Genomic DNA, 22,258 nt, shown 5'->3' with positions numbered 1-22,258 from the left:
AGAACAATGACGACCAAACTTACCACCGATGCTGTCCCTGCTCCCGATGTTGTGCGCTGCGCCTATATGGAAATTCAGGTCACCAACCTTAAAGCCGCGCGCGAATTCTACGTCGATATCCTGGGTCTGGTTGTGACCGCCGAGGATGAGAAAACCCTCTATCTGCGGTCGATGGAAGAGTTTATCCACCATAATCTGGTGCTGCGTGAAGGACCGGTGGCTGCCGTTGCGGCCTTTGCCTTCCGGGTGCGTACGCCGGAAGACGTCGATCGGGCTGAAGCCTATTTCAAAGCGCTGGGTTGTCGTACCGAGCGTCGGGTGAATGGCTTCGCCAAAGGCATTGGCGATTCGGTGCGGGTAGAGGATCCGCTCGGCTTCCCGTACGAATTCTTCTACGACGTGCAGCACGTCGAGCGTCTGGCCTGGCGTTACGATCTCTACACGCCAGGGGCGCTGGTACGTCTCGACCACTTTAACCAGATCACGCCCGATGTTCCGCGTGCGGTGGAATACATCCAGGGCCTGGGGTTCCGCGTGACGGAAGATATCCGGGATGAAAATGGCGTGGTTTACGCCGCCTGGATGCGCCGCAAAGCCACGGTGCACGACACCGCGATGACCGGCGGCGCCGGGCCGCGTATGCACCATATTGCGTTTGCCACCCATGAAAAGCACAACATTCTGGCCATCTGCGACAAGCTCGGCGCACTGCGTAAATCCGATTTGATCGAACGTGGCCCAGGCCGCCACGGCGTCTCTAACGCCTTCTATCTCTATCTGCGCGATCCCGATGGCCATCGCGTAGAAATCTATACCCAGGATTACTACACCGGCGATCCTGACAACCCGACCGTGAGCTGGGATGTGCACGATAACCAGCGTCGCGACTGGTGGGGCAACCCGGTAGTGCCAAGCTGGTACACCGAGGGGTCACTGGTGCTCGATCTCGATGGCCAGCCGCAGCCGGTTATCGAACGCAACGCGCCAAGCGAAATGGCCGTCACCATTGGCGCGGATGGTTTTTCCTATACCCGTCAAGGCGATACAGAGAAAGGCTTTAAGCTCGGTAACACCCTGTAGCCCCCAACGCGCGGACAGGCGTTCGCGCAAATTCGTTTCCCGGAGATTGCTATGCCGCATTTTTATGCTGAATGCACCAATAACATCCGCGAAGAAGCCGAGCTCCCCGCGTTGTTCGCCAAGGTCAATCAGGCACTGGCGGACACCGGTATTTTTCCGCTGGCCGGAGTGCGCAGCCGCGCTATCTGGCTGGATACCTGGCAGATGGCCGACGGTAAGCACGATTACGCCTTCGTGCATATGACATTGAAGATTGGTCACGGCCGCAGCCTGGAAAGTCGTGAACAGGTGGGCGAGATGCTGTTTGCGCTGATCAAAGAACATTTCGCCGCGCTGATGGCCAGGCGCTATCTGGCGCTGTCCTTCACGATGGAAGAGCTGGATCCGGTGCTGAACTACAAGCAAAACAATGTCCACGCGCTATTTCGCCAAGGCTAAGGGGCCGTCAATGTTGAATAAAGAGCTGGTTAGTCGTGCCGTGCAGCGCTTGCATCAGGCGGAGCAAAACCGCGAGCAGATCCGCGCGCTGTCGCTGGATCATCCCGAGATCACCATTGAAGACGCTTACGCCATTCAGCGCCAGTGGGTAGAGCTGAAGATCGCCGAAGGGCGCAAACTCAAGGGTCATAAAATCGGCCTGACGTCGCGCGCCATGCAGGTCAGCTCCCAGATCTCCGAGCCGGATTACGGCGCGCTGCTGGACGACATGTTTTTCAACGATGGCAGCGATATTCCCATCGACCGTTTTATCGTGCCGCGCGTCGAGGTGGAGCTGGCCTTCGTGCTCGCCAAGCCGCTGCGCGGGCCAAACTGCACGCTGTTCGACGTTTATAACGCCACCGATTACATCATTCCGGCCCTGGAGATCATCGATGCGCGCAGCCATAACGTGGATCCCGAAACTCAGCGCCCGCGCAAGGTGTTCGACACCATTTCCGACAATGCCGCCAATGCCGGGGTGGTGATGGGCGGGCGGCCGATCAAACCGGACGCGTTGGATCTGCGTTGGATCAGCGCGTTGCTGTACCGCAACGGCGTGATTGAAGAGTCTGGCGTGGCGGCAGCGGTGCTGAACCATCCGGCCAACGGCGTGGCCTGGCTGGCCAACAAACTTTTCCCGTACGACGTAGAGCTGGAAGCCGGGCAGGTGATCCTCGGCGGTTCCTTCACCCGACCGGTTGCCGCCCGACGTGGCGACACCTTCCATGCGGATTATGGCCCGATGGGCTGCATCAGCTGTCGCTTTGTCTGATCGGCCCTTTCCCTGTGGGAGAGTGGAAAAACCAATGGAGAACACCATGTTAACCAACCCTTTCAAGCAGGCGTTGCAGGAAAAACGCCCGCAGATTGGCCTGTGGCTGGGGCTGTGCAGCAGCTACAGCGCAGAAATGCTGGCCGGGGCCGGTTTCGACTGGCTGCTGATCGACGGCGAACACGCGCCCAACAACGTACAAACGGTATTGGGCCAGCTGCAGGCCATCGCGCCTTATCCGAGTCATCCGGTGGTGCGTCCGGCATGGAATGATCCGGTGATGATCAAGCAACTGTTGGACGTCGGTGCGCAGACGCTGCTGATCCCGATGATCCAGAACGCAGAACAGGCGCGTGACGCGGTGCGAGCCACCCGTTATCCGCCGCATGGCATACGCGGCGTTGGCAGTGCGCTGGCTCGTGCTTCCCGCTGGAACAGGGTGCCGAATTACCTGCAACAGGCCGACGCGCAGATGTGCGTACTGGTGCAAATCGAAACCCGTGAGGCGGTGAAAAACCTGGATGCCATCCTGCAGGTGGAGGGGGTCGACGGGGTATTTATCGGCCCGGCGGATCTCAGTGCCGACATGGGTTTTTCCGGCAATCCACAGCAGCCGGAAGTGCAGCGCACCATCGACGACGCTATAGCGCGCATCAGCGCCGCCGGTAAGGCAGCAGGCATTCTGACGGCCAACCCGGAACTGGCGCAGCACTATCTGGCGTCCGGCGCGCTGTTTGTCGCAGTAGGGGTGGATACCACCCTGCTGTCGCGAGCGGCGGAATCTTTGGCCAGCCGCTTTAAACAAGAGCGGCCGCCCGTACAGTCCCCGAGCGTTTATTAGGTTGCAGGCCGCCATCTTATTGGAGACACCATGAGCAACGTCGATTCGCTGCCGCCGGTCAACCCGGCGCAGCAACATAAAGCGTTAACCGCCGCCGAGCAATCGGTGATTAAAAAGTTATTTCGGCGACTGATTATTTTTCTGTTTGTGCTGTTTGTTTTCTCTTTCCTCGACCGCATCAACATCGGTTTCGCCGGGCTGACGATGGGCAAGGATCTCGGCCTGAGCTCGACCATGTTCGGCCTTGCGGCAACCTTGTTCTACGTCACCTATGTGATCTTCGGCATTCCGAGCAATATCATGCTGGGGATCGTCGGCGCGCGCCGCTGGATCGCCACCATCATGGTGCTGTGGGGCATCGCCTCGACCTGCACGCTGTTCGCCACCGGGCCGACCAGCCTGTACCTATTGCGGATGATCGTAGGCATTACCGAGGCCGGTTTTCTGCCGGGGATTTTGGTGTATCTCACCTATTGGTTCCCGGCTTTTTACCGCGCTCGCGCCAACGCGCTGTTTATGATCGCCATGCCGGTAACCATGGCAATTGGCTCATTGGTGTCCGGCTATATTCTGGCGCTGGACGGGCTGATGAACCTCAAAGGGTGGCAATGGCTGTTCCTGTTGGAGGGCATTCCTTCGGTGCTGTTGGGCGTGGTGGTGTGGTTCTACCTCGACGATACTCCTGCCAAAGCCAAATGGCTGACCGACGAGGAAAAGGCCAGTCTGAAGGCGATGATGGAGGCGGACAAACTGCAACTGGTGCAGCCCAATGGGCCGGGCAGCCATCGGGCATTGCAACAGCGCAGCCTGTGGCGGGAAATTTTCACGCCGATTGTGTTGATGTATACCCTGGCTTATTTCTGTCTGACCAACACCCTGAGCGCCATCAATATCTGGACGCCGCAGATCCTGCAGAGCTTCAACCAGAGCAGCAGCAACATTGTGATCGGTATTCTGGCGGCGATCCCGCAAGTCTGTACCATCGCCGGTATGGTGTGGTGGAGTAAGAGATCGGATCGGCTGCAAGAGCGCAAACACCACACCGCGCTGCCGTACCTGTTTGCCGCTGCCGGTTGGCTGCTGGCGTCGGCCACCGATCACAGCATGATCCAGCTGCTGGGGATCGTGATGGCGTCGGTGGGGTCGTTCACGGCGATGGCGATCTTCTGGACTACGCCGGATCAGTCCATCAGCCTCGAGGCGAGGGCGATTGGGATCGCGGTGATCAATGCCACCGGCAATATCGGATCGGCGGTCAGCCCGGTATTGATCGGCTGGTTTAAGGATCTGACCGGCAGCTTTAACTCTGGGCTGTATTTCGTTTCGGCGTTGTTGGTCATCGGTGCCGTGATCGTGTGGCGGATCCCGATGCAAGGCTCGCGTCCACGGGCCACGCCATAAGCCTGATATTAGGCTATTTTACTTGCCATTTTGGCCTAGGGCAGTGCTCGGACCCCTTACGTACTGCGTGTACGCTCGGGTTCCTGCGCGCTGTCCATGGCCAAACTGTCTGCGACAATGACGCCTAATAAAAGGCTTATCACTGATCTCATCGCTGATGGAGGATGATGTGCAGAAAAGTACCGGTTTTATCGCCAATATCGATATCTGCAAAGAGTACGATGCGCGTTACGCCACCGACGAAGTGCACTATGAAACCTTCGCCGGACTGGCGGCGTTTTTTGGCCGCGATATGCAGGTGCATTGGCACGATCGGTTTTTCCAGATGCATTTTCTGGAGACCGGCAAGATAGAGCTGCAGCTGGACAGCCAGCACTATTCGGTGCAGGCACCGCTGTTCATCCTGACGCCGCCCTCGGTACCCCATGCGTTTTTCACCGAACCGGACAGCGACGGCCACGTGCTGACGGTACGCCAGGAGCTGATTTGGCCTTTGCTGGAGCGCCTCTACCCTGGCAGCAATCTGGCGTTGGACATGCCGGGCATTTGCCTTTCACTGGCGGATGCACCGCAGGAATTGACCGCGCTTAGCCATTACTGGGCGCTGATCCGGCGTGAGTTCAGCCAGAGGTTAGTGGGCCGCGAACAGACGCTGGTGCTGTTGGCGCAGGCGGTGTTTACCCTGCTGTTGCGCAATACCACGCTGGAGGACACCGCCACCAGCGGCGTGCGGGGTGAGCTGAAGCTGTTCCAGCGTTTCAACAAGATGGTCGATGAGCGTTTTCGCGATCACCTGGCGGTGCCGGACTATGCTCAGGCGCTCGGCGTCACCGAATCGCGGCTCAACGATTTGTGCCGACGGTTTGCTAATCAGCCCCCCAAACGTTTGATCTTCGATCGCCTGCTGCGCGAAGCCAAGCGCATGCTGCTATTCAGCGCCTGTACGGTGCATGAAACCGCCTACAGCCTGGGCTTTAAGGATCCGGCCTATTTCGCGCGTTTCTTCAATCGTCTGGAAGGCTGTTCACCCTCGACCTACCGCGCCGCGCAGCATCCCCTTTCATAACGGCGGAACACCGTCTGGATCACAATTCGCGGCGATTGTGGCCAACCCGCCTGAAAAGTACCGGCGTTTGCCGCAAAAGTCTCTTCTCGAAACCGGCCCTGGAAGCTTCAATTAAGCAACCAAAAGAAAACATTTTATTAACAATAAAATGTTCAAACGATATTAGTGCTAGCCAAAATAGTTGGAGTTGCAGCAAGGCGACCAGTGAACGCATCCCGATGAGCTGACTTTGGTCAGTGATTCGGGTGAGGGAGCGCAGTCAACACCGCGGCAACTGCAAATATGAAGGATACGGCCGATTACGAGGAATGCTTAATGAAACCTGAAGACTTTCGTGCTGACAACAAACGCCCGTTCACCGGTGCCGAATACCTGAAAAGTTTGCAGGACGGTCGTGAGATTTATATCTACGGCGAACGAGTGAAAGATGTCACCACTCACCCGGCATTCCGTAATGCAGCGGCTTCTGTCGGTCAACTGTACGACGCGCTGCACGATCCGGTCAGCCAGGATCGCCTGTGCTGGAACACCGATACCGGCAACGGCGGTTACACTCACAAATTCTTCCGCTACGCCCGCAGCCCGGAAGAGATGCGTCAGCAGCGTGATGCCATCGCCGACTGGTCGCGCCAGAGTTACGGTTGGATGGGGCGCACCCCGGACTACAAAGCAGCCTTCGGGTGTGCGCTGGGGGCTTATCCCGAGTTTTATGGTCAGTTCGCCGATAACGCGCGCCACTGGTACAAACGCATTCAGGAAACCGGCCTGTACTTTAACCACGCTATCGTTAACCCACCGATTGACCGCCACAAGCCGGTCAACGAAGTGAAAGACGTTTACATTCAGGTGGAGAAAGAGACCGACGCGGGCATTATCGTCAGCGGGGCCAAGGTGGTGGCGACCAACTCGGCGCTGACCCACTATAACTTTATCGGTTTTGGTTCTGCCCAGGTGATGGGGGATAACCCGGACTTCGCGCTGATGTTTGTGGCGCCGATGGATGCCGAAGGGGTGAAGCTGATTTCTCGCGCCTCTTATGAGCTGGTGGCGGGCGCAACGGGATCCCCGTTCGATTATCCGCTTTCGAGCCGTTTCGATGAGAACGATGCGATCCTGATTATGGATCATGTGCTGATCCCGTGGGAAAACGTGCTGATCTACCGAGATTTCGATCGTTGTCGTCGCTGGAGTACGCAAGGGGGCTTCGCTCGTCTGTTCCCGCTGCAGGCCTGTGTGCGCCTGGCGGTGAAGATGGACTTTATCACCGCGTTGCTGCAAAAAAGCCTGTCCTGTACCGGCGTGCTGGAGTTCCGTGGCGTACAGGCCGATCTTGGTGAAGTGGTGGCCTGGCGCAATATGTTCTGGTCACTGAGCGATGCGATGTGCGCCGAGGCCACCCAATGGGAAAACGGCGCTTATCTGCCGGATTCCACCGCGATGCAAACTTACCGCGTGATGGCACCAATGGCCTACACCAAGGTGAAGCACATTATCGAAAAGAACGTCACCAGCGGTTTGATTTATCTGCCGTCCAGCGTGCGCGACATGAATAATCCGGAGATCGATAAATACCTGGCGCGTTACGTGCGCGGATCCGACGGTATGGATCACGTTGAACGCATCAAGATCCTCAAGCTGATGTGGGATGCGATCGGCAGCGAATTCGGCGGTCGCCACGAGCTGTATGAGATCAACTACGCCGGCAGCCAGGATGAGATCCGCCTGCAGTGTCTGCGCAACGCACAGGGATCCGGCGCCATGAACCAGATGATGGAGATGGTCGACAAATGCCTGTCCGACTACGACCAGCACGGTTGGAAAGTGCCGCATCTGCATAATAATGGTGACATTAATCAGCTGGATAACTTGCTCAAGTGATCCTGAAGGAGGGGTGTATGTCTCAGGAAAATGAACACCGTTTGCTGTTTCGCGACGCGATGGCCAGCCTGTCCGCCGCGGTGAATATCGTCACTACCGACGGTCCTGCGGGGCGCTGCGGCATTACCGCCACCGCCGTGTGCTCGGTGACCGATACGCCGCCGACGCTGCTGGTTTGCATTAACCGCAACAGCGCGATGAACCCGGTTTTTCAGGCGAATCAGCGTCTGTGCGTTAACGTGTTGAATCATGAGCAGGAGCTGATGGCGCGCCACTTCGCCGGTATGACCGAACTCAGCATGGAGGATCGTTTCCGTCTGGAGGAGTGGCAAAACGGCGCACTGGATCAGCCGGTGCTGCGTAACACGCTGGCCAGTCTGGAAGGGGAGATCGAGCAGATCCAGAGCATTGGCACCCATCAGGTTTATCTGGTGCAGATCCGCCAGATCCGGGTGAGTGCGGGCGGTAACGGCCTGATCTACTTCAAACGCAACTTCCATCCGGTGATGCACAAGATGGCGGCGTTAGTCTGAAAACGGCGGGGCGCACGGGCTGCGCCCCGTTACGGCATTAGCTTTTGTTGGTCGCCAACTCGGCGACCAGCCGGTTAACCGGATCGCTCATGTTGGTGAATTTACTCAGTTCCGAGCGGGTTACCACCACAAATACCCCAACGTTTTTCTGCGGGATCATCGCCATATAGGTGATAAAGCCACCGCCACCGCCGGTTTTCTGAATAATCCCCGGCAGTTCGCCGTTCGGCGCCATATACACCCATCCCAATCCCAGGGCGCTGGCTTCACCCGGCACATCCATCCCTTTGAGCGAAACCAGATCGTTACGCTGGAAGTACATGGTCTGCTCGCTGGCCGCGGTTGATTTGCGTGGGCCGGAGACGTTGGAAGTGAGGAACTGTTGCATCCAGCGCTGCATATCGCGTGGGGTAGAGTAGACGCCGCCGCTGCCGGCCGCGGCCGTGGTATCGCGGCAGGCGCTAGGGCCGGCTGAGGCAACCATCAGCCGTGAGCACTGCTCGGCACTGGGGGTCAGGGTGGTGTCGACCATACCGAGCGGCGCGGTGATTTTTTCTTTCAGCAGGGCGCTGTAAGGTTTACCCGCCGCTCGTGACAGCGCATCCGCCAGCAGGTCATACGCCAGGTTGGAATAAGAGGCACGTACGCCCGGCGGTACCGTCACGTTGGCATGCTCCAGCCACTGCCAGCGCTGTGCTTTGGTCGGCCAGGTGAACACCGGCGTTTTAGGCGGTTTCTTGCCCGGTTGCTCACGCGGCAGTGCGCTGGTGTGGGTGGCCAGGTTCAGCAAGGTGATCGGCTGGCGAGCGTTATAAGCCGGAACGTAGGCACCGGACGGGGCGTATTTGCGCAGCGGATCGGTGAGTTTGACCCGGCCTTCCGCCGCCATTTTTACCATCACTTCGCTGGTCATCAGCTTGGTGATCGAGGCGATGCGGATCAGGGAATCCGGGCGCGGACGCAGGTTGTTACCGGGTTTAGTGTCGCCAAAACTGCGGTTAACCACCTGATTGCCGTCGATTACCACCAGCGCCATGCCGGTGGCGCCGCTGTTGTAGAAAATGTGCTCGGCATATTGGTCGACGATTTGCGAAGCCAGCTGCGGGGCGGCGGCCTGCGCGGCCAGCGGCGCGGCACACAGGCTCAGCGCCAGCAATGAAGCGGAGAAAGAGTTCTTCAACGATGGTTATCCATTTTAAAAGGCAGCAGTGAAAGGGCCTATACCCGTCGTCTTTCAAGCCGCAGCGTTCAAATCCGTTTCCGACAGATTTGTCACTCATCCCAGTTACTGTAGGGGGCGAATATATTCGCCCCGATTAATGCGGGCGCAGCATGCGGCGCCTCTACAAAAGCTGGGGATGAGCGAGCAGGTCGCCTGGCTGCAACTTGAAAGCCATAGGGTGCAATGCAATATGCTGTCAGTGTAATGTGCCTGAGCCTTGGCTGCATGTGGAAAAAAGGCGGTTTGAGAAAAAATTTCTCACCGCCCTGATGCCGACCAATCGTCCTACTGCGCGCGGGCGAAAATGGCGATCACTTCGTCCAGATGCGCTTTCATCGCCTTGCGTGCGCCACGCACGTCACGCGCCTCGATAGCGGCCAGAATTTCCCGGTGTTCCTGCTCGGAACGGTGCGGCATGTCATCCGGCGTATAGTGACGCTGAAGTACGCGGAACATGCTGCCGTAGCGGTGGCCGAGCAGGTGGCCGATGATAAAGGCATAAGCTGGGTTGCCGCTGGCCTGGGCGATGCGGATATGGAACAGCCGATCGCCGGGATGGGTGGCCGATCCCGCGCGGTTATCACGGCAGTTTTGCTCGTAGGCCTCACGGATGCCCGCCAGTTCCTGATCGGTGGCGTGCCGTGCCGCCAGTGCCGCCGTTTCGGGCTCGATCAACAGACGGGTTTGCAGCAGTGAGAACGGCGGCAGCTCGGCGTTAAAATCCAGCTCGATATTCAATTCATCATCGATTTCCGCCCACTGATCCCGGCCGGCCTGGGCCATCACCGGCTCTTGCGATGTCATCACCGGCGTTTGCGCCCGGACGATCACCCCATTGCCGACTTTGACATCCACCAGGCCAATCACTTCCAGCGCGATCAGCGCCTCTCGAACGGAGGCCCGGCTAACCTGTAACTGCTGGGCCAGATCGCGTTCGGAGGGCAGGCGGCTGCCGGGAGGAAATTCATTGTTATCGATAAGCCGTTTCAATTGGTCGGCTATCTGTCTGTAAATACGAGGGTTTTCCAGTCGGGTGATCGGCATTTTTTACCTTGGCCTTTTCCGTGTTAAGTGATTCAGCGCACAGTTATTAGTCAAACCGCTTGAGTAATCGTTATTCAAGTGTAAAAAATTGGTTAATCAAAAAGCTGTTCCAAGTGTATCTCATAACATTCTCACCAAACCATAACGCGTAAAGCGTCTTTTGTCATGTTAAAGGCCTGACCTTTAATTGCCCCGAGTGGCCTGACCATTAGACCTTTAAGTCAAGGGAGCGAAAATGAATTTAACCGGAAAACGCGTGCTGATCACCGCCGCCGGCCAGGGGATTGGCTTCAGTACCGCCAAACTTTTTGCTGAGGCAGGCGCGCAAGTCATTGCCACCGACATCAACACCGAGCAACTGCAGGGTTTGCCCGGCATCGAGCCAATGACGCTTAACGTCACCGATGCCGCGGCGATTGCGGCAGCGGCGGAAAGCCTTGGTCCGATCGACGTGCTGTTCAACTGCGCCGGCGTGGTACACAGCGGATCAATCCTGGAGTGCAGTGAGGATCAGTGGGCATTTGCGCTGGATCTGAATGTGACCGCGATGTACCGCATGATCCGCGCCTTTCTGCCCGGCATGCTGGCGCGAAAAAACGGGTCGATTATCAATATGTCCTCGGTGGCTTCCAGCGTGAAAGGAGTGCCTAACCGCTTTGCCTACAGCGCCACCAAGGCGGCGGTAATCGGCCTGACGCGTTCGGTGGCGGCGGATTACGTCACTCAGGGCATCCGTTGCAACGCCATTTGCCCCGGTACGGTGGAGTCGCCTTCGCTGCGGCAGCGCATCGCCGAGCAGGCGCGTGAGCAGGGACGCAGCGAAGAAGAGGTGTACCAGGCGTTTGTGGCTCGTCAACCGATTGGCCGTATCGGCACCACCGGCGAGATCGCCCAATTGGCGCTGTATCTGGCCTCCGACGCCAGCTCCTACACCACAGGGACGGTACAGATTATCGATGGCGGCTGGAGCAACTGAGGCCAGGCGCTTTGGAACATTTTTAGAGTGAGGACATCATGAAACTTTTACGTTACGGCGCACCGGGACAGGAACGCCCAGGAATATTGGATCCGCACGGGCAGATCCGCGATCTGTCGCAGCATATTGCTGACCTGAGTGGAGATGCGTTGCTGCCGGGGGGCTTGGACAAACTGCGTGCGCTGGACATCAACCAACTGCCGCGGGTGGAAGGACAACCGCGACTGGGGCCGTGCGTGGGCCACATCGGCAAATTTATCTGCATTGGCCTCAATTATGCCGACCATGCGGCGGAAACCGGCGCGGCGATCCCCTCCGAGCCGGTAGTGTTCAACAAATGGACCAGCGCGGTGGTCGGGCCGAACGATGAGGTACAAATCCCGCGTGACTCGCTTAAAACAGACTGGGAAGTGGAGCTGGGCGTGATTATTGGCCAGGGCGGACGCTACATCAGCGAACAGGACGCGATGCACCACGTCGCCGGTTACTGCGTGATTAACGACGTTTCGGAGCGTGAATTCCAGATTGAACGCGGCGGTACCTGGGACAAAGGCAAAGGCTGCGACACCTTTGGCCCCACCGGCCCCTGGCTGGTGACCGCCGACGAAATTGCCGATCCCCATAGCCTGAACCTGTGGCTGGAGGTGGACGGCAAGCGTTATCAGGACGGCAACACCAGCACCATGATCTTCCGCATTCCGCAAATTATCAGTTACCTGAGCCGTTTTATGAGCCTGCAACCGGGCGATGTGATCTCGACCGGTACGCCGCCGGGCGTCGGCATGGGGCAGAAACCCACGGCTCTCTACCTGAAAGCCGGGCAGACGATGCGGCTGGGTATTGAGGGATTGGGTGAACAGCGTCAAACAACCGTACAGGCCTGATGGGGAGCATTGCCATGACAACGATTACCGCACTGCGGGTGGAAGATATTCGCTTCCCGACTTCACTGGCGCTGGACGGATCCGATGCGATGAATCCGGATCCCGACTACTCCGCCGCTTATGTGATCCTGGAGACCGATCGCGCCGATCTGAGCGGCCACGGGCTGACTTTTACCATTGGCCGCGGCAATGAGATCTGCTGCGCGGCGATCCGCGCGCTGGAGCACCAGATCGTCGGTGTCAATCTGGAAGAGATCGCCGCCGATATGGGGGCCTTTTGGCGTCGTTTTACCAGCGACAGCCAGCTGCGTTGGATCGGGCCGGACAAGGGGGCGATCCACCTGGCGACCGGCGCGGTGATCAACGCGGTTTGGGATCTGTGGGCCAAAGCCGAGGGGAAGCCGGTGTGGCGGCTGGTGGCGGAGATGACGCCAGAGGAACTGGTGCGCTGCATCGATTTTCGCTACATCACCGACTGCATTACGCCGCAGGAGGCGCTCACGCTGCTCAAACAGCGGGCGCAGGGTAAAGAGCAGCGTCTGGAACGGCTGCTGGAGGAAGGCTACCCCTGTTACACCACCTCCGCCGGGTGGCTGGGCTACCCGGACGACAAGCTGCGTCGGCTGTGTCAGGAAGCGGTCGATGCCGGTTTCTCCTACCTGAAGCTGAAGGTGGGGCGCGATCTGGAAGACGATATCCGCCGCGTGCGCATTGCCCGCGAGGTCATCGGCCCCGATCGTCAACTGATGATCGACGCCAACCAGGTCTGGGAGGTCAACGACGCCATCCCTTGGGTGAAACATCTGGCATTCGCCAAGCCCTGGTTTATCGAAGAGCCCACCAGCCCGGATGATGTCGAAGGACACCGTCGCATTCGCGAAGGGGTTCATCCGGTCAAGGTTGCCACCGGCGAGATGTGCCAAAACCGCATTATGTTCAAGCAGTTCATCATGCGCGAAGCGATTGACGTAGTGCAGATCGACGCCTGTCGCCTGGGGGGCGTCAATGAAGTGCTGGCGGTGATGCTGATGGCGGCCAAATACAACCTCCCGGTGTGTCCGCATGCCGGAGGTGTGGGGCTGTGTGAATACGTTCAGCATCTGTCGATGATCGACTATCTGTGCATTGCCGGTACCCACGAAGGACGGGTGATCGAATACGTCGATCACTTGCATGAACACTTTGTTCACCCTTGCGACGTCAAGGGGGCGGCCTATATGCCGCCACGTCATCCGGGTTACTCGATCGAGATGCACGCGTCATCGCTCGAACAGTATCGGTTCCGCGGTTGAACGGGAAACAGCCCATGCTGCGCATCGATGCCCACCAACATTACTGGCAATACCATCCGCAACGCTACCCGTGGATCAGCGAGCAGATGGCGGTGCTGCAGCAGGACTTTGGTCCGGCGCAGCTTGATCCGTTGCTGCAGCGCCACGGTTTTGACGGTGCGCTGGTGGTGCAGGCCCGCCACGGCGAGCAGGAAACACAGGAACTGTTGGCACAGGTGCAGCAGAGCCGTGGCGTCTGCGGGGTAGTGGGCTGGCTGGACATCACTGCGCCGCAGCTGTCGCAGCGGCTTGATGAATGGCGGCAGCAGCCTCTGCTGCGTGGCCTGCGTCATCTGGTGCAGGATGAACCGCAGCCGGACGCCTGGCTGGCGCGGCCGGAAGTGCGGCGCGGCATGCAGATGCTGCAGCGGCAGGGCTACGTCTACGACATGTTGGTCACCCACCGGCACTTGACGGCGGCGGCGCAGTTTGCCGCTGAACATGACGACTACTGGTTGGTATTGGACCATCTCGGTAAACCGGATATCGCTTTGGGCGCAAAGCACTGGGCGCAGCAAATCAAGCCGTTGGCGGCATTGGGCCATGTGGTCTGCAAACTGTCGGGGCTTATCACCGAAGTGCCCGGTGGCCGGTGGCAGGCATCGCAGCTGCTGCCGTTTTTTGATGCGGCGCTGGAGGCATTCGGCCCGCAGCGGCTGATGTTCGGTTCCGACTGGCCGGTGTGCCTGCTGGCCGGGGACTATGGCCAGGTTTATCAACTGAGTGAGCAGGCGATCGCCACGCTGAGTCCTTCGCAACAGGCGGAGATTTGGGGCGGTACCGCCTGCCGAATTTATGGCTTAACGGAGTCTGGTTATGGATCTGTATCTGAAAGATAAGGTGGTGATCGTCACCGGCGGCGGTTCCGGCATCGGTGCGGCCATCACCCTGCTGCTGGCGGAGGAAGGGGCGATCCCGGTGATTGTCACCAACGCTGCGCCAGAGGCGGAGTTTCTGGCGCAGCTACGGCAGTTGCAGCCGCAGAGTGCGGTGATCATCACCGACTTATGCGAAGAGCAGGATTGTCGACGGGCGGTGGCACAAACGCAAGAGACCTTCGGCCGCATCGATGCGCTGGTGAATAACGCCGGTGTTAACGATGGCGTGGGGTTGGAGGCCGGCCGCGAGGCCTTTGTCGGATCGCTGGAGAAAAACCTGATCCATTACTACCTGATGGCGCACCTGTGTCAGTCGGCGCTGCAAAACAGCAAGGGTGCCATCGTCAACATCGCTTCCAAAACGGCCCTGAGCGGGCAGGGCGGCACCAGCGGTTATACCGCCGCCAAGGGCGCAGTGCTGGCGTTGACCCGCGAGTGGGCGGTGTCGCTGCGCCATGAAGGCGTACGGGTGAATGCGGTGGTTCCGGCGGAGGTGATCACACCGCAGTATCAGCGTTGGATCAGTACCTTCGCGCAGCCGGAACAGCAGCTCGAGAAAATTACCGCACGCATTCCTCTCGAACATCGGATGACCACGCCGCAGGAAATCGCCAACACCGTGGTGTTTTTGATTTCATCGCGTTCGTCGCACACCACCGGGCAATGGCTGTCGGTGGATGGCGGTTATCTGCATCTTGATCGGGCGATCACATGAGTGGCGCGGCGGACAGGGGACGGCGCTTTTGTCAGGCGCTCGATCTGGTCGACTCACCGGCGCTGATCGAGGAGTACCTGCACCATCACCAGCGTATCTGGCCGGAGATTGCCGCTCATCTGCGAGAGCACGGCATTTTGGATATGGAGATTTATCGGCTGGGTACTCGGCTGTTCATGATTGTTGACGTTAGTACCGAGTTCGATGCCGCGCGGTTTGCCGCCGCCGGCCTGAGCAACCCCCACGTGCAGCGCTGGGAAGCCCTGATGTGGCAATACCAGGTCGCCACCCCCTGGACGCCGAAAGGCGAAAAATGGGTGGAGATGGAGCAGATATTTTCTTTGCAAAAACAATAACATAGCAACCCTACCGAGGATATATCAATGCTTGCTGAAAAAAGTGCGGCCCCGCCACAGCTGGGCGTCAAGTCAACCGCCAACCTGCGCTGGGCTTTTATTCTGGTCACCAGCCTGTTCTTTATGTGGGGGCTGTCGTATGGCCTGTTGGACGTATTAAACAAACACTTCCAGGAGACATTGCACGTTACCAAGGCGCAGTCGGGATTATTGCAGGCGGCATATTTCGGCGCCTACTTCCTGGTGGCGCTGCCCGCCGGCTATTTTATGGATAAGAAAGGGTACAAGGCCGGAATTTTGGTCGGGCTGTGCCTGTATGCGCTGGGGGCGTTGCTGTTTGTGCCGGCGGCATCCGCCAACAGCTTCGCCATGTTCCTGTTCGCGCTGTTTGTCATTGCCTGTGGGCTGGGCTGCCTGGAAACGGCGGCCAACCCTTATGCCACGGTACTGGGCGACGCGAAGGGGGCCGAACGGCGGCTGAACCTTTCCCAGTCGTTTAACGGTCTGGGGCAGTTTATCGGCCCGATGATCGGCGGCACGCTGTTTTTCTCTGCCACCCAAGGGGCGAGCAGCGGCGACCAGAGCGCGGTGAAGATGACCTATGTGGCGATCGCCGTGCTGGTGCTGCTGATTGCCTTTTTGTTCGGCCGCACCCGGCTGCCGGACATTCGTGAGGAAGAGCAACCGGAACACGGTGAAATCGTTCAGGGGCTATGGCAGCACAAACACTTTGTCGGCGGGGTGATCACCCAGTTCTTCTATGTGGCAGCCCAAGTGGGCGTCGGTGCATTCTTTATCAACTACGCCACCGAACACTGGAACGAAGTGTCCAACCAAAGTGCGTCCTACTTGCTTTCTATCGCCATGATTTGCTTTATGGTCGGGCGCTTCTTCAGCACCTGGCTGATGGGCCGGGTCAAGCCGGCCACGTTGCTGATGATCTACTCGCTGATTAACATTGCGCTGTGTGGCGTGGTGATGCTCAGCCTGGATGGGGTCTCGGTGGTGGCATTGATCGCGGTGTTCTTCTTTATGTCGATCATGTTCCCGACCATTTTCGCCCTGGGGGTGAAAAACATGGGCAAACACACCAAGCGTGCCAGCTCCTTTATGATCATGGCGATCGTCGGGGGGGCCATCATGCCTTACTTTATGGGGGCGCTGGCGGACAAATACAGTACGGCACTGTCGTATGTGCTGCCGCTGTTGTGCTTCGGCGTGGTGTTTGTTTACGGTTTGCAGCAGCGCCGCCGCTAAAAGTCTGGCCCGCCGGCTCAGACAGCGGCGGGCTGCACGCTAGGCGCCAACTGAATATTATTGCGGCCGTTGTTTTTCGCCTGATACAAGGCGGCATCGGCCGCACGGATCGCCGAGGACACGTCAAGCTTGTCCAAGGCGGAGATCCCGGCGCTGAGCGTCACAGTGGTGCTTTCCAACTGGTTGAAGCGATGGGGGATTTTTAATCCTTGCACCCGCAGCCGCACCCGTTCGGCCAACTGGGTGGCGTAATCCTCGCTGACGTTGGTCAGCAGCACCAGAAACTCTTCCCCGCCGTAGCGCACCACAATATCTCGAGAACGCACCGAATCGCGGATGGTGATGGCAACCTGCACCAGCGCCTGATCGCCCATGGTATGACCATAGTTATCGTTATAAGCCTTGAAATGGTCGATATCGAGTAACACCACGAAATGACAACCCGACGGCGGTACCGTCAGCATATTGATTTTATTTTCCAGTCCCCGGCGGTTATAAAGCCCGGTTAAGGGATCGATCATGCTCAAATTGCTGAACCGGTCCCGTTCGTTATACAGATTGGCTACCAGCGTTTGGGTAAAAAGTTCGCTGCGTTTGAGCATCAGATGATGAATAGAGAATGCGATAATCGGCAATACCGTGGTGAATACGATCCTGGTGGTATTGTGCATACCGTCCAGTAATAGAATAACCAGGGCGGAAGGCACGGCGTGCAGGCAAAAAGCGATAAAGTTATCGGTTAAGGCAATGGCGCTGATAAAAAACATACTGAACAGACTAATTAATAGAAAACTTTGGTTGTTCGGCGCACAGTACTGACTTTTAACGTAAATATGGGCAGCCCACAGCAGGCCAAGCACGCAGGAAAATAGATTCAATTTTTTGACGTATAACCGTGGAGACTGCAAGGTAAATAACAGCGCCACCAGACAAAATATCGGTATACCTAATAAAGGTAGGGTAAAAGCTGGCTTGTCATTAAATGGGACCAATAATGTAAATATGGAAGAGGCCGCGTTCATTAACAAAAATAAAAATAATGATAAGCGGTGTTTGCTGTTCAGCAGTTCCTGATAAGAACGCGCGTTCATACGGAGTTCACTCTTCACAATATCGATCTGTCGAAAAATTAAGGTGGCGAAAAATTCTATCGGCGTGAATTAAACATTCGCATTGTATGGTTGTTGATTGTGATTATTAACATGCGAATAAGACTAAGAATTTTCTTATGGCAAACTATCATTTTTACACCGTTATGTCATCCGCGTTTGGTGGTTGCGGCGAAAATGATGCGCAGTGAAAAAAAGTGTTATATGATATTGGTTATCATTATCACTTGAAGGGTAGGGTTATCATGATTGCAGCCATGATTACCGCGTGTGGGTTGTGGGGCGTCAGTTGGTGCCTGGGCAATCGGCTGGCCAGCGCCTGGGGCGTTTTGTTGCCCTGCGCTTTAATGCCGTTACTGGCATTGATCAACCTGGATATGATGCAACTGCGTACGCTGATTGTGATCGCCATGCTGGCGACGCTGGTGATGTTGTTCAACAGCCGCTGGCGGCATTACCTGCTGCTGCCTTCCTGTATGGCATTGGCTGGGGGATTGGCGGCGATCAGCCTGAATTTTAATCTGGGATAAAAACGCAAAAATCACGCTATCGCGTGTTGGTTATCGTTTCGATTGGGAATAGCTTTGGGGAGGGCTTCCGAAGAGATTTATCGATTGGTGCGAAGAGAGGGACTTGAACCCTCACGTCCGTAAGAACACTAACACCTGAAGCTAGCGCGTCTACCAATTCCGCCACCTTCGCACAGCCGATAATCTTTGTTTTGCTTTCGATTTATATCACCAGCTTGGTGCGAAGAGAGGGACTTGAACCCTCACGTCCGTAAGAACACTAACACCTGAAGCTAGCGCGTCTACCAATTCCGCCACCTTCGCATTGATGCTGTGCAATATAAATCATGTGGTTATTTGGTGCGAAGAGAGGGACTTGAACCCTCACGTCCGTAAGGACACTAACACCTGAAGCTAGCGCGTCTACCAATTCCGCCACCTTCGCATACCAGATACATTACCGGAGTAACGTTACCACGGAGGCGAATTCTAGAGATTTTGGCGGGTACGTCAATAGTTATTTCCCCTGTTTGCGGGCGTTTGCTGGAAAAACGTCCGTTTTGGGTGACTGATAGCGTTCAAACAGCCAAATCAGCCAGTCAATCAACACCCTGACCCGTGGCGCAAGGAAACGGCCGGGGGGATACATGACGTAAATGGGCATCGGCGGTGGCGGGGTTTCTGCCAACACTTCGACCAATTCTCCTTTCTGCAGCCAGGGTGCCAGCGAATAATGCGCTGCCTGTATCAGCCCCATGCCGGCGCGGCAGCCGCTGGTGTAGGCATCAGCCCCGCTGACGCTCAGTTTGGCGGGCAATTCGCGCAATTCCACTTTGCCGTTGCGGCAAAACTCCAGCGGATAATCCCGGTTGCTGGTGAGGGAAAAATAACCTACCGCCTGGTGCTGCTGTAGCTGGTCAATCGACTGCGGCACGCCGAACGCCGCCAGGTAGGCAGGGGAGGCGCAGGTCAGCTGTGGCAACATGGCAATGCGGCGTGCCACCAGGCTGTCATCTTCGGTTTCCCAGGCACGCAGCACGCAGTCTACTCCATCACGCAGTAAATCCACGTGGGTGTCGTTGGCACCCAATGCCAGGGTCAGATCCGGGTAGCGCCGGTAAAAGTCATCCAATGCCGGAATAACGATTTCGCGCGCCAGCGAATGGGGCATATCGATACGCACTTTGCCGGAAGGCTGCAGTTTTTGGTGGCTGAACAAGGTGTCCGCCTCTTCCAGTGCGCCCAGCAACTGTACGCAACGCTGGTAATAGAGGGTGCCTTCGCTGGTCACCTGTACCTGACGGGTGGTGCGCAGCAGCAAGCGCACACCGAGGCGCTGCTCCAGCCGCTTAACGGCATTGCTGACCGTGGCGCGCGGTAACTGCAGGCGTTCCGCCGCCCGACTGAAACTGCCCAGTTCGACGATACGGGTAAAAATGCGCATGGCCTGGATCTGATCCATCTTGCCCGCTCCGTATTGTTAGTGATTTATGAACAGTGATGAGCAATCTGCATTATTTATCTTTTTAGGCGAAACAACCAGACTCTGTTGCATCAGCATCTTCGCTGATAAAAACCGCAAGAGGGCAACACAATGCAACAACGCAAATTAGGTCCCACTGGCCCGCTGGTTTCCGCTCTGGGGTTAGGCTGCATGGGGATGAGTGATTTTTATTCGACCGCTCACGATGAACAAGAAGCTATCGCCACGCTGCACCGTGCGCTGGAGTTGGGCGTCACTCTGCTGGATACCGCCGACATGTACGGCCCGCATACCAACGAACAGCTGATTGGCAAAGCGATCAAGGGCAAGCGGCCGCAGGTCTTTCTGGCCACCAAGTTTGGCATTGTGCGCGATCCGGCCAACCCTGCAGCGCGGGGCGTCAGCAGCCGACCGGAGTACATCCGCCGATCGGTGGAGGGCAGCCTGAAGCGTCTCGGGGTCGAGGTGATTGATCTTTATTACCAGCACCGCGTCGATCCTGAAGTGCCGATTGAAGAGGTGGTAGGTACGATGGCGGACCTGATTAGCGAAGGAAAAATCCGTTATATCGGGCTAAGCGAAGCTTCGGTCGCCACGCTGGAGCGAGCGCATAAAGTTCACCCGATTACGGCGCTGCAAACTGAGTATTCATTGTGGACACGCGATGCCGAGCAGGGCGTATTGGCGGCCTGTGAACGCCTGGGCATTGGGTTTGTTCCCTATAGCCCGCTGGGGCGCGGTTTTCTGACCGGAGCGATCCAACGGCCAGAAGATCTGGACGCTGACGATTTCCGTCGCAGCAACCCGCGTTTTCAGGGGGAAAACTTTGCACGCAATCTGGCGCTGGTGGAAAAAGTGACCGAGCTGGCTAAGCAGAAAGGCGTTGCGCCGTCGCAGTTGGCGTTAGCCTGGGTGTTGGCGCAGGGTGAGCACATTGTCCCGATCCCTGGTACCAAACGCCGTCGCTATCTGGAAGAGAATATCGCAGCGACCGAATTGACGCTCAGCGCTGCCGAACTGGCGGCCATTGAGGCGGTGTTCCCCCTGCAGGCCGCGGCAGGGGCACGCTACGGTGCAGAGTCGATGACCTATATCAACGGCTAATAAAAAGGGCGCAGCGTGTAAACGCTGCGCCCTGATACGGCGACGCGTTAGCGGGTCGCCGTTACTTCTTTTTCTTGGTATCGCGCGGCGCACGGGCTACGGTCGCCTGGTACACCTTGAAGCGGCCGTTTTGTGCCAGCACTTCATGGCTGCCGAAGGTGGCGTCCAGGATGTCCGGATACGGCAGGAAGGCGTTGGCCACGATGCGCAGACGGCCGCCGATCGGCAGGTGTTTCAACGCCCCGCGGATCAGGGTTTCTGCTGCGGTCAGGCTGGTTTGCAGGCCATCATGGAACGGCGGGTTGGAAATGATCAGGTCGAAACGGCCGGTAATGTCGGAATAGACGTTACTGACGATCACTTCGCCTTCAATGCCGTTGGCGGCAAGCGTAGCCCGGCTGGACTCCACGGCGGCGGCGTTGACGTCGCTGAGGGTCAGCTTCATCTTCGGCGACAGTTTGGACAGCACGGAAGCCATCACGCCGGCACCGCAGCCTACGTCCAGCACCTTGCCTTTCATGTGTTTTTCCAGGGTCGACAGCAGCAGTGAGCTGCCAACGTCCAGCCCGTCGCGGCTGAACACGCCCGGCAGGGTTTTCACTTCCAGATCGTGCAGCTGATAGCTTTCCCACCAGTCTTCCAGGTTGAATTCGGTCTGCGTATCCAGACGGCCGTGATACAGGCCACAGCGGCGGGCGCTGTCGATTTTCACCAGTGTGGCATAGTCTTCCACCATCTGGTCGGCACTGCGTACGCCGCTGCGGTTTTCACCGACTACGAACACTTCTGCGCCGACCGGCAGCAGCGCCAGAATGTTGCACAGTTGGAATTGCGCTTCCTGTTTGCTCTTCGGCCAATAGTAGATCAGCGTATCGCACTCGGCGACAAACGCAGCGTCCACGGTCAGCCCGAACTGCACGTTTTCGCCCATCGCCCGGTTCAGTAACTGCCAGTGATGGTACTGCTGGGTATGGACACGCACATCCGCGGCCTCGAATTGGGCCGGCAGGGCGTCCTGCAGGTCACCGGCAAACAGAACGCGGCGTTCGATAAACTCATCACTGTGGCGCAGCATGACTTCACTGGCGGGGGTTAATGCAGACATCAGGTTTTGGCTCCTAGAAATTAGACCGGGGATTATAGAGCTTTGTGGCGATATGTTCGACGGGTTTATGCCCAATAGCTTTCTGGCTCCAGCAAGGCGGGGATCGAGAGAGTTCCCGGGAGCTGAGATAACTCAGTGACTGGGATGAGCGAGGGAAGCCAACGCCGCTGCAGCCTGAAAGATGAAGGGGATGTTGGCGCAGTCCGCGCGGGTTTGTTAGCATAGCGCAGCGCA

At 57.6% G+C, this 22,258-nt stretch carries 22 protein-coding genes and 3 tRNA genes; 17 read left to right on the top strand and 8 right to left on the bottom strand.

Features of this window, described 5'->3' with window-relative positions; genetic code table 11:
* The first annotated feature begins 6 nt into the window (after positions 1 to 6).
* From hpaD to hpaC, 8 genes are all read left to right on the top strand, one after another.
* Positions 7 to 1,080, top strand: coding sequence for a 3,4-dihydroxyphenylacetate 2,3-dioxygenase (hpaD, locus tag M2407_RS19290; protein WP_020825085.1), 1,074 nt, complete (start codon positions 7 to 9; stop codon positions 1,078 to 1,080).
* A 51-nt stretch (positions 1,081 to 1,131) separates the two neighbouring features.
* Positions 1,132 to 1,518, top strand: coding sequence for a 5-carboxymethyl-2-hydroxymuconate Delta-isomerase (locus M2407_RS19285; RefSeq protein WP_020825086.1), 387 nt, complete (start codon positions 1,132 to 1,134; stop codon positions 1,516 to 1,518).
* A 10-nt stretch (positions 1,519 to 1,528) separates the two neighbouring features.
* On the top strand, positions 1,529 to 2,332 hold the full coding sequence (hpaH, locus tag M2407_RS19280; protein WP_020825087.1) for a 2-oxo-hept-4-ene-1,7-dioate hydratase: 804 nt from the start codon (positions 1,529 to 1,531) through the stop codon (positions 2,330 to 2,332).
* Between the two features lie 46 nt (positions 2,333 to 2,378).
* A complete protein-coding gene (hpaI, locus tag M2407_RS19275; protein ID WP_046375088.1) occupies positions 2,379 to 3,173 on the top strand; it encodes a 4-hydroxy-2-oxoheptanedioate aldolase in 795 nt (264 codons plus the stop codon).
* Positions 3,174 to 3,203: 30 nt separating this feature from the next.
* On the top strand, positions 3,204 to 4,574 hold the full coding sequence (hpaX, locus tag M2407_RS19270) for a 4-hydroxyphenylacetate permease (RefSeq protein ID WP_116691327.1): 1,371 nt from the start codon (positions 3,204 to 3,206) through the stop codon (positions 4,572 to 4,574).
* Between the two features lie 169 nt (positions 4,575 to 4,743).
* On the top strand, positions 4,744 to 5,640 hold the full coding sequence (gene hpaA, locus M2407_RS19265; RefSeq protein WP_044554078.1) for a 4-hydroxyphenylacetate catabolism regulatory protein HpaA: 897 nt from the start codon (positions 4,744 to 4,746) through the stop codon (positions 5,638 to 5,640).
* Between the two features lie 315 nt (positions 5,641 to 5,955).
* Positions 5,956 to 7,518 carry a 4-hydroxyphenylacetate 3-monooxygenase, oxygenase component gene (gene hpaB / locus M2407_RS19260; protein WP_020825091.1) on the top strand — a complete coding sequence of 521 codons (1,563 nt, stop codon included), beginning with the start codon at positions 5,956 to 5,958 and terminating at the stop codon, positions 7,516 to 7,518.
* 17 nt (positions 7,519 to 7,535) lie between these two features.
* Entirely contained in the window at positions 7,536 to 8,051 is a 516-nt protein-coding gene (gene hpaC / locus M2407_RS19255) for a 4-hydroxyphenylacetate 3-monooxygenase, reductase component (protein ID WP_122077028.1), read from the top strand.
* A 37-nt stretch (positions 8,052 to 8,088) separates the two neighbouring features.
* On the opposite strand, the gene ampH is transcribed toward hpaC, so the two are convergent.
* On the bottom strand, positions 8,089 to 9,231 hold the full coding sequence (gene ampH, locus M2407_RS19250) for a D-alanyl-D-alanine-carboxypeptidase/endopeptidase AmpH (RefSeq protein ID WP_020825093.1): 1,143 nt from the start codon (positions 9,229 to 9,231) through the stop codon (positions 8,089 to 8,091).
* Positions 9,232 to 9,558: 327 nt separating this feature from the next.
* Positions 9,559 to 10,317 (bottom strand): FadR/GntR family transcriptional regulator, encoded by a 759-nt coding sequence (locus M2407_RS19245; RefSeq protein WP_020825094.1) that lies wholly within the window; start codon positions 10,315 to 10,317, stop codon positions 9,559 to 9,561.
* Positions 10,318 to 10,552: 235 nt separating this feature from the next.
* Here M2407_RS19245 and M2407_RS19240 point away from each other — a divergent pair, with 235 nt between their 5' ends.
* The 7 genes from M2407_RS19240 to fucP are packed head-to-tail and all read left to right on the top strand — an operon-like array spanning position 10,553 to position 16,714.
* Positions 10,553 to 11,293, top strand: coding sequence for an SDR family oxidoreductase (locus M2407_RS19240; RefSeq protein WP_020825095.1), 741 nt, complete (start codon positions 10,553 to 10,555; stop codon positions 11,291 to 11,293).
* Between the two features lie 38 nt (positions 11,294 to 11,331).
* Entirely contained in the window at positions 11,332 to 12,177 is an 846-nt protein-coding gene (locus M2407_RS19235; protein WP_142816001.1) for a fumarylacetoacetate hydrolase family protein, read from the top strand.
* Between the two features lie 14 nt (positions 12,178 to 12,191).
* The gene (locus tag M2407_RS19230) at positions 12,192 to 13,469 is read left to right on the top strand and encodes an L-fuconate dehydratase (RefSeq protein ID WP_142816000.1); all 1,278 of its coding nucleotides are present in this window, start codon (positions 12,192 to 12,194) and stop codon (positions 13,467 to 13,469) included.
* Between the two features lie 14 nt (positions 13,470 to 13,483).
* Positions 13,484 to 14,347, top strand: a complete 864-nt coding sequence (locus M2407_RS19225; protein WP_259218933.1) for an amidohydrolase — start codon at positions 13,484 to 13,486, stop codon at positions 14,345 to 14,347.
* Positions 14,325 to 15,101 carry an SDR family oxidoreductase gene (locus M2407_RS19220; RefSeq protein WP_259218932.1) on the top strand — a complete coding sequence of 259 codons (777 nt, stop codon included), beginning with the start codon at positions 14,325 to 14,327 and terminating at the stop codon, positions 15,099 to 15,101. The genes M2407_RS19225 and M2407_RS19220 overlap by 23 nt, the downstream gene beginning before the upstream one ends.
* Positions 15,098 to 15,457 (top strand): L-rhamnose mutarotase, encoded by a 360-nt coding sequence (locus tag M2407_RS19215; RefSeq protein WP_046374566.1) that lies wholly within the window; start codon positions 15,098 to 15,100, stop codon positions 15,455 to 15,457. The genes M2407_RS19220 and M2407_RS19215 overlap by 4 nt, the downstream gene beginning before the upstream one ends.
* 27 nt (positions 15,458 to 15,484) lie before the next feature.
* The gene (fucP, locus tag M2407_RS19210) at positions 15,485 to 16,714 is read left to right on the top strand and encodes an L-fucose:H+ symporter permease (RefSeq protein ID WP_048762889.1); all 1,230 of its coding nucleotides are present in this window, start codon (positions 15,485 to 15,487) and stop codon (positions 16,712 to 16,714) included.
* Between the two features lie 17 nt (positions 16,715 to 16,731).
* Here fucP and M2407_RS19205 read toward each other — a convergent pair whose 3' ends face one another.
* The gene (locus M2407_RS19205; RefSeq protein WP_020825102.1) at positions 16,732 to 17,805 is read right to left on the bottom strand and encodes a GGDEF domain-containing protein; all 1,074 of its coding nucleotides are present in this window, start codon (positions 17,803 to 17,805) and stop codon (positions 16,732 to 16,734) included.
* A 263-nt stretch (positions 17,806 to 18,068) separates the two neighbouring features.
* Between M2407_RS19205 and M2407_RS19200 the strand changes: the two genes are divergently transcribed.
* Positions 18,069 to 18,353, top strand: a complete 285-nt coding sequence (locus M2407_RS19200) for a DUF1435 domain-containing protein (RefSeq protein ID WP_020825103.1) — start codon at positions 18,069 to 18,071, stop codon at positions 18,351 to 18,353.
* 85 nt (positions 18,354 to 18,438) lie between these two features.
* Here M2407_RS19200 and M2407_RS19195 read toward each other — a convergent pair.
* The 4 genes from M2407_RS19195 to M2407_RS19180 form a co-directional block, all read right to left on the bottom strand.
* Positions 18,439 to 18,525: transfer RNA gene (locus M2407_RS19195), tRNA-Leu, on the bottom strand.
* A 44-nt stretch (positions 18,526 to 18,569) separates the two neighbouring features.
* Positions 18,570 to 18,656 (bottom strand) — tRNA-Leu (locus tag M2407_RS19190).
* 34 nt (positions 18,657 to 18,690) lie between these two features.
* Positions 18,691 to 18,777 (bottom strand) — tRNA-Leu (locus M2407_RS19185).
* Positions 18,778 to 18,849: 72 nt separating this feature from the next.
* Positions 18,850 to 19,794: a LysR family transcriptional regulator gene (locus M2407_RS19180; RefSeq protein ID WP_046374565.1), complete on the bottom strand. Its 945-nt coding sequence runs from the start codon at positions 19,792 to 19,794 to the stop codon at positions 18,850 to 18,852.
* A 132-nt stretch (positions 19,795 to 19,926) separates the two neighbouring features.
* Here M2407_RS19180 and M2407_RS19175 point away from each other — a divergent pair, with 132 nt between their 5' ends.
* The gene (locus M2407_RS19175; RefSeq protein WP_259218925.1) at positions 19,927 to 20,919 is read left to right on the top strand and encodes an aldo/keto reductase; all 993 of its coding nucleotides are present in this window, start codon (positions 19,927 to 19,929) and stop codon (positions 20,917 to 20,919) included.
* A gap of 61 nt (positions 20,920 to 20,980) precedes the next feature.
* Here M2407_RS19175 and rsmC read toward each other — a convergent pair whose 3' ends face one another.
* Positions 20,981 to 22,024, bottom strand: coding sequence for a 16S rRNA (guanine(1207)-N(2))-methyltransferase RsmC (rsmC, locus tag M2407_RS19170; protein WP_046374563.1), 1,044 nt, complete (start codon positions 22,022 to 22,024; stop codon positions 20,981 to 20,983).
* Positions 22,025 to 22,258: the final 234 nt, after the last annotated feature.

Source organism: Serratia sp. BIGb0234 (assembly GCF_024809915.1).
In the GTDB taxonomy this organism is placed as follows: Bacteria; Pseudomonadota; Gammaproteobacteria; order Enterobacterales; family Enterobacteriaceae; genus Serratia; species Serratia liquefaciens.
Note: the sequence above shows the minus strand (reverse complement) of the source record. Positions and strands in the feature narration are given on the sequence as shown.

What these genes read in the sequence shown, in the direction of transcription:
- M2407_RS19235 (WP_142816001.1), top strand. Translation starts at nt 11,332, where the DNA reads ATGAAACTTTTACGTTACGGCGCACCGGGACAGGAACGCCCAGGAATA.
- M2407_RS19200 (WP_020825103.1), top strand. Translation starts at nt 18,069, where the DNA reads ATGATTGCAGCCATGATTACCGCGTGTGGGTTGTGGGGCGTCAGTTGG.
- hpaX (WP_116691327.1), top strand. Translation starts at nt 3,204, where the DNA reads ATGAGCAACGTCGATTCGCTGCCGCCGGTCAACCCGGCGCAGCAACAT.
- M2407_RS19225 (WP_259218933.1), top strand. Translation starts at nt 13,484, where the DNA reads ATGCTGCGCATCGATGCCCACCAACATTACTGGCAATACCATCCGCAA.
- M2407_RS19245 (WP_020825094.1), bottom strand. Translation starts at nt 10,317, where the DNA reads ATGCCGATCACCCGACTGGAAAACCCTCGTATTTACAGACAGATAGCC.
- M2407_RS19205 (WP_020825102.1), bottom strand. Translation starts at nt 17,805, where the DNA reads ATGAACGCGCGTTCTTATCAGGAACTGCTGAACAGCAAACACCGCTTA.
- rsmC (WP_046374563.1), bottom strand. Translation starts at nt 22,024, where the DNA reads ATGTCTGCATTAACCCCCGCCAGTGAAGTCATGCTGCGCCACAGTGAT.
- hpaC (WP_122077028.1), top strand. Translation starts at nt 7,536, where the DNA reads ATGTCTCAGGAAAATGAACACCGTTTGCTGTTTCGCGACGCGATGGCC.
- M2407_RS19220 (WP_259218932.1), top strand. Translation starts at nt 14,325, where the DNA reads ATGGATCTGTATCTGAAAGATAAGGTGGTGATCGTCACCGGCGGCGGT.
- hpaD (WP_020825085.1), top strand. Translation starts at nt 7, where the DNA reads ATGACGACCAAACTTACCACCGATGCTGTCCCTGCTCCCGATGTTGTG.
- hpaI (WP_046375088.1), top strand. Translation starts at nt 2,379, where the DNA reads ATGTTAACCAACCCTTTCAAGCAGGCGTTGCAGGAAAAACGCCCGCAG.
- M2407_RS19175 (WP_259218925.1), top strand. Translation starts at nt 19,927, where the DNA reads ATGCAACAACGCAAATTAGGTCCCACTGGCCCGCTGGTTTCCGCTCTG.
- hpaH (WP_020825087.1), top strand. Translation starts at nt 1,529, where the DNA reads ATGTTGAATAAAGAGCTGGTTAGTCGTGCCGTGCAGCGCTTGCATCAG.
- fucP (WP_048762889.1), top strand. Translation starts at nt 15,485, where the DNA reads ATGCTTGCTGAAAAAAGTGCGGCCCCGCCACAGCTGGGCGTCAAGTCA.
- M2407_RS19240 (WP_020825095.1), top strand. Translation starts at nt 10,553, where the DNA reads ATGAATTTAACCGGAAAACGCGTGCTGATCACCGCCGCCGGCCAGGGG.
- M2407_RS19180 (WP_046374565.1), bottom strand. Translation starts at nt 19,794, where the DNA reads ATGGATCAGATCCAGGCCATGCGCATTTTTACCCGTATCGTCGAACTG.
- M2407_RS19230 (WP_142816000.1), top strand. Translation starts at nt 12,192, where the DNA reads ATGACAACGATTACCGCACTGCGGGTGGAAGATATTCGCTTCCCGACT.
- M2407_RS19215 (WP_046374566.1), top strand. Translation starts at nt 15,098, where the DNA reads ATGAGTGGCGCGGCGGACAGGGGACGGCGCTTTTGTCAGGCGCTCGAT.
- hpaB (WP_020825091.1), top strand. Translation starts at nt 5,956, where the DNA reads ATGAAACCTGAAGACTTTCGTGCTGACAACAAACGCCCGTTCACCGGT.
- M2407_RS19285 (WP_020825086.1), top strand. Translation starts at nt 1,132, where the DNA reads ATGCCGCATTTTTATGCTGAATGCACCAATAACATCCGCGAAGAAGCC.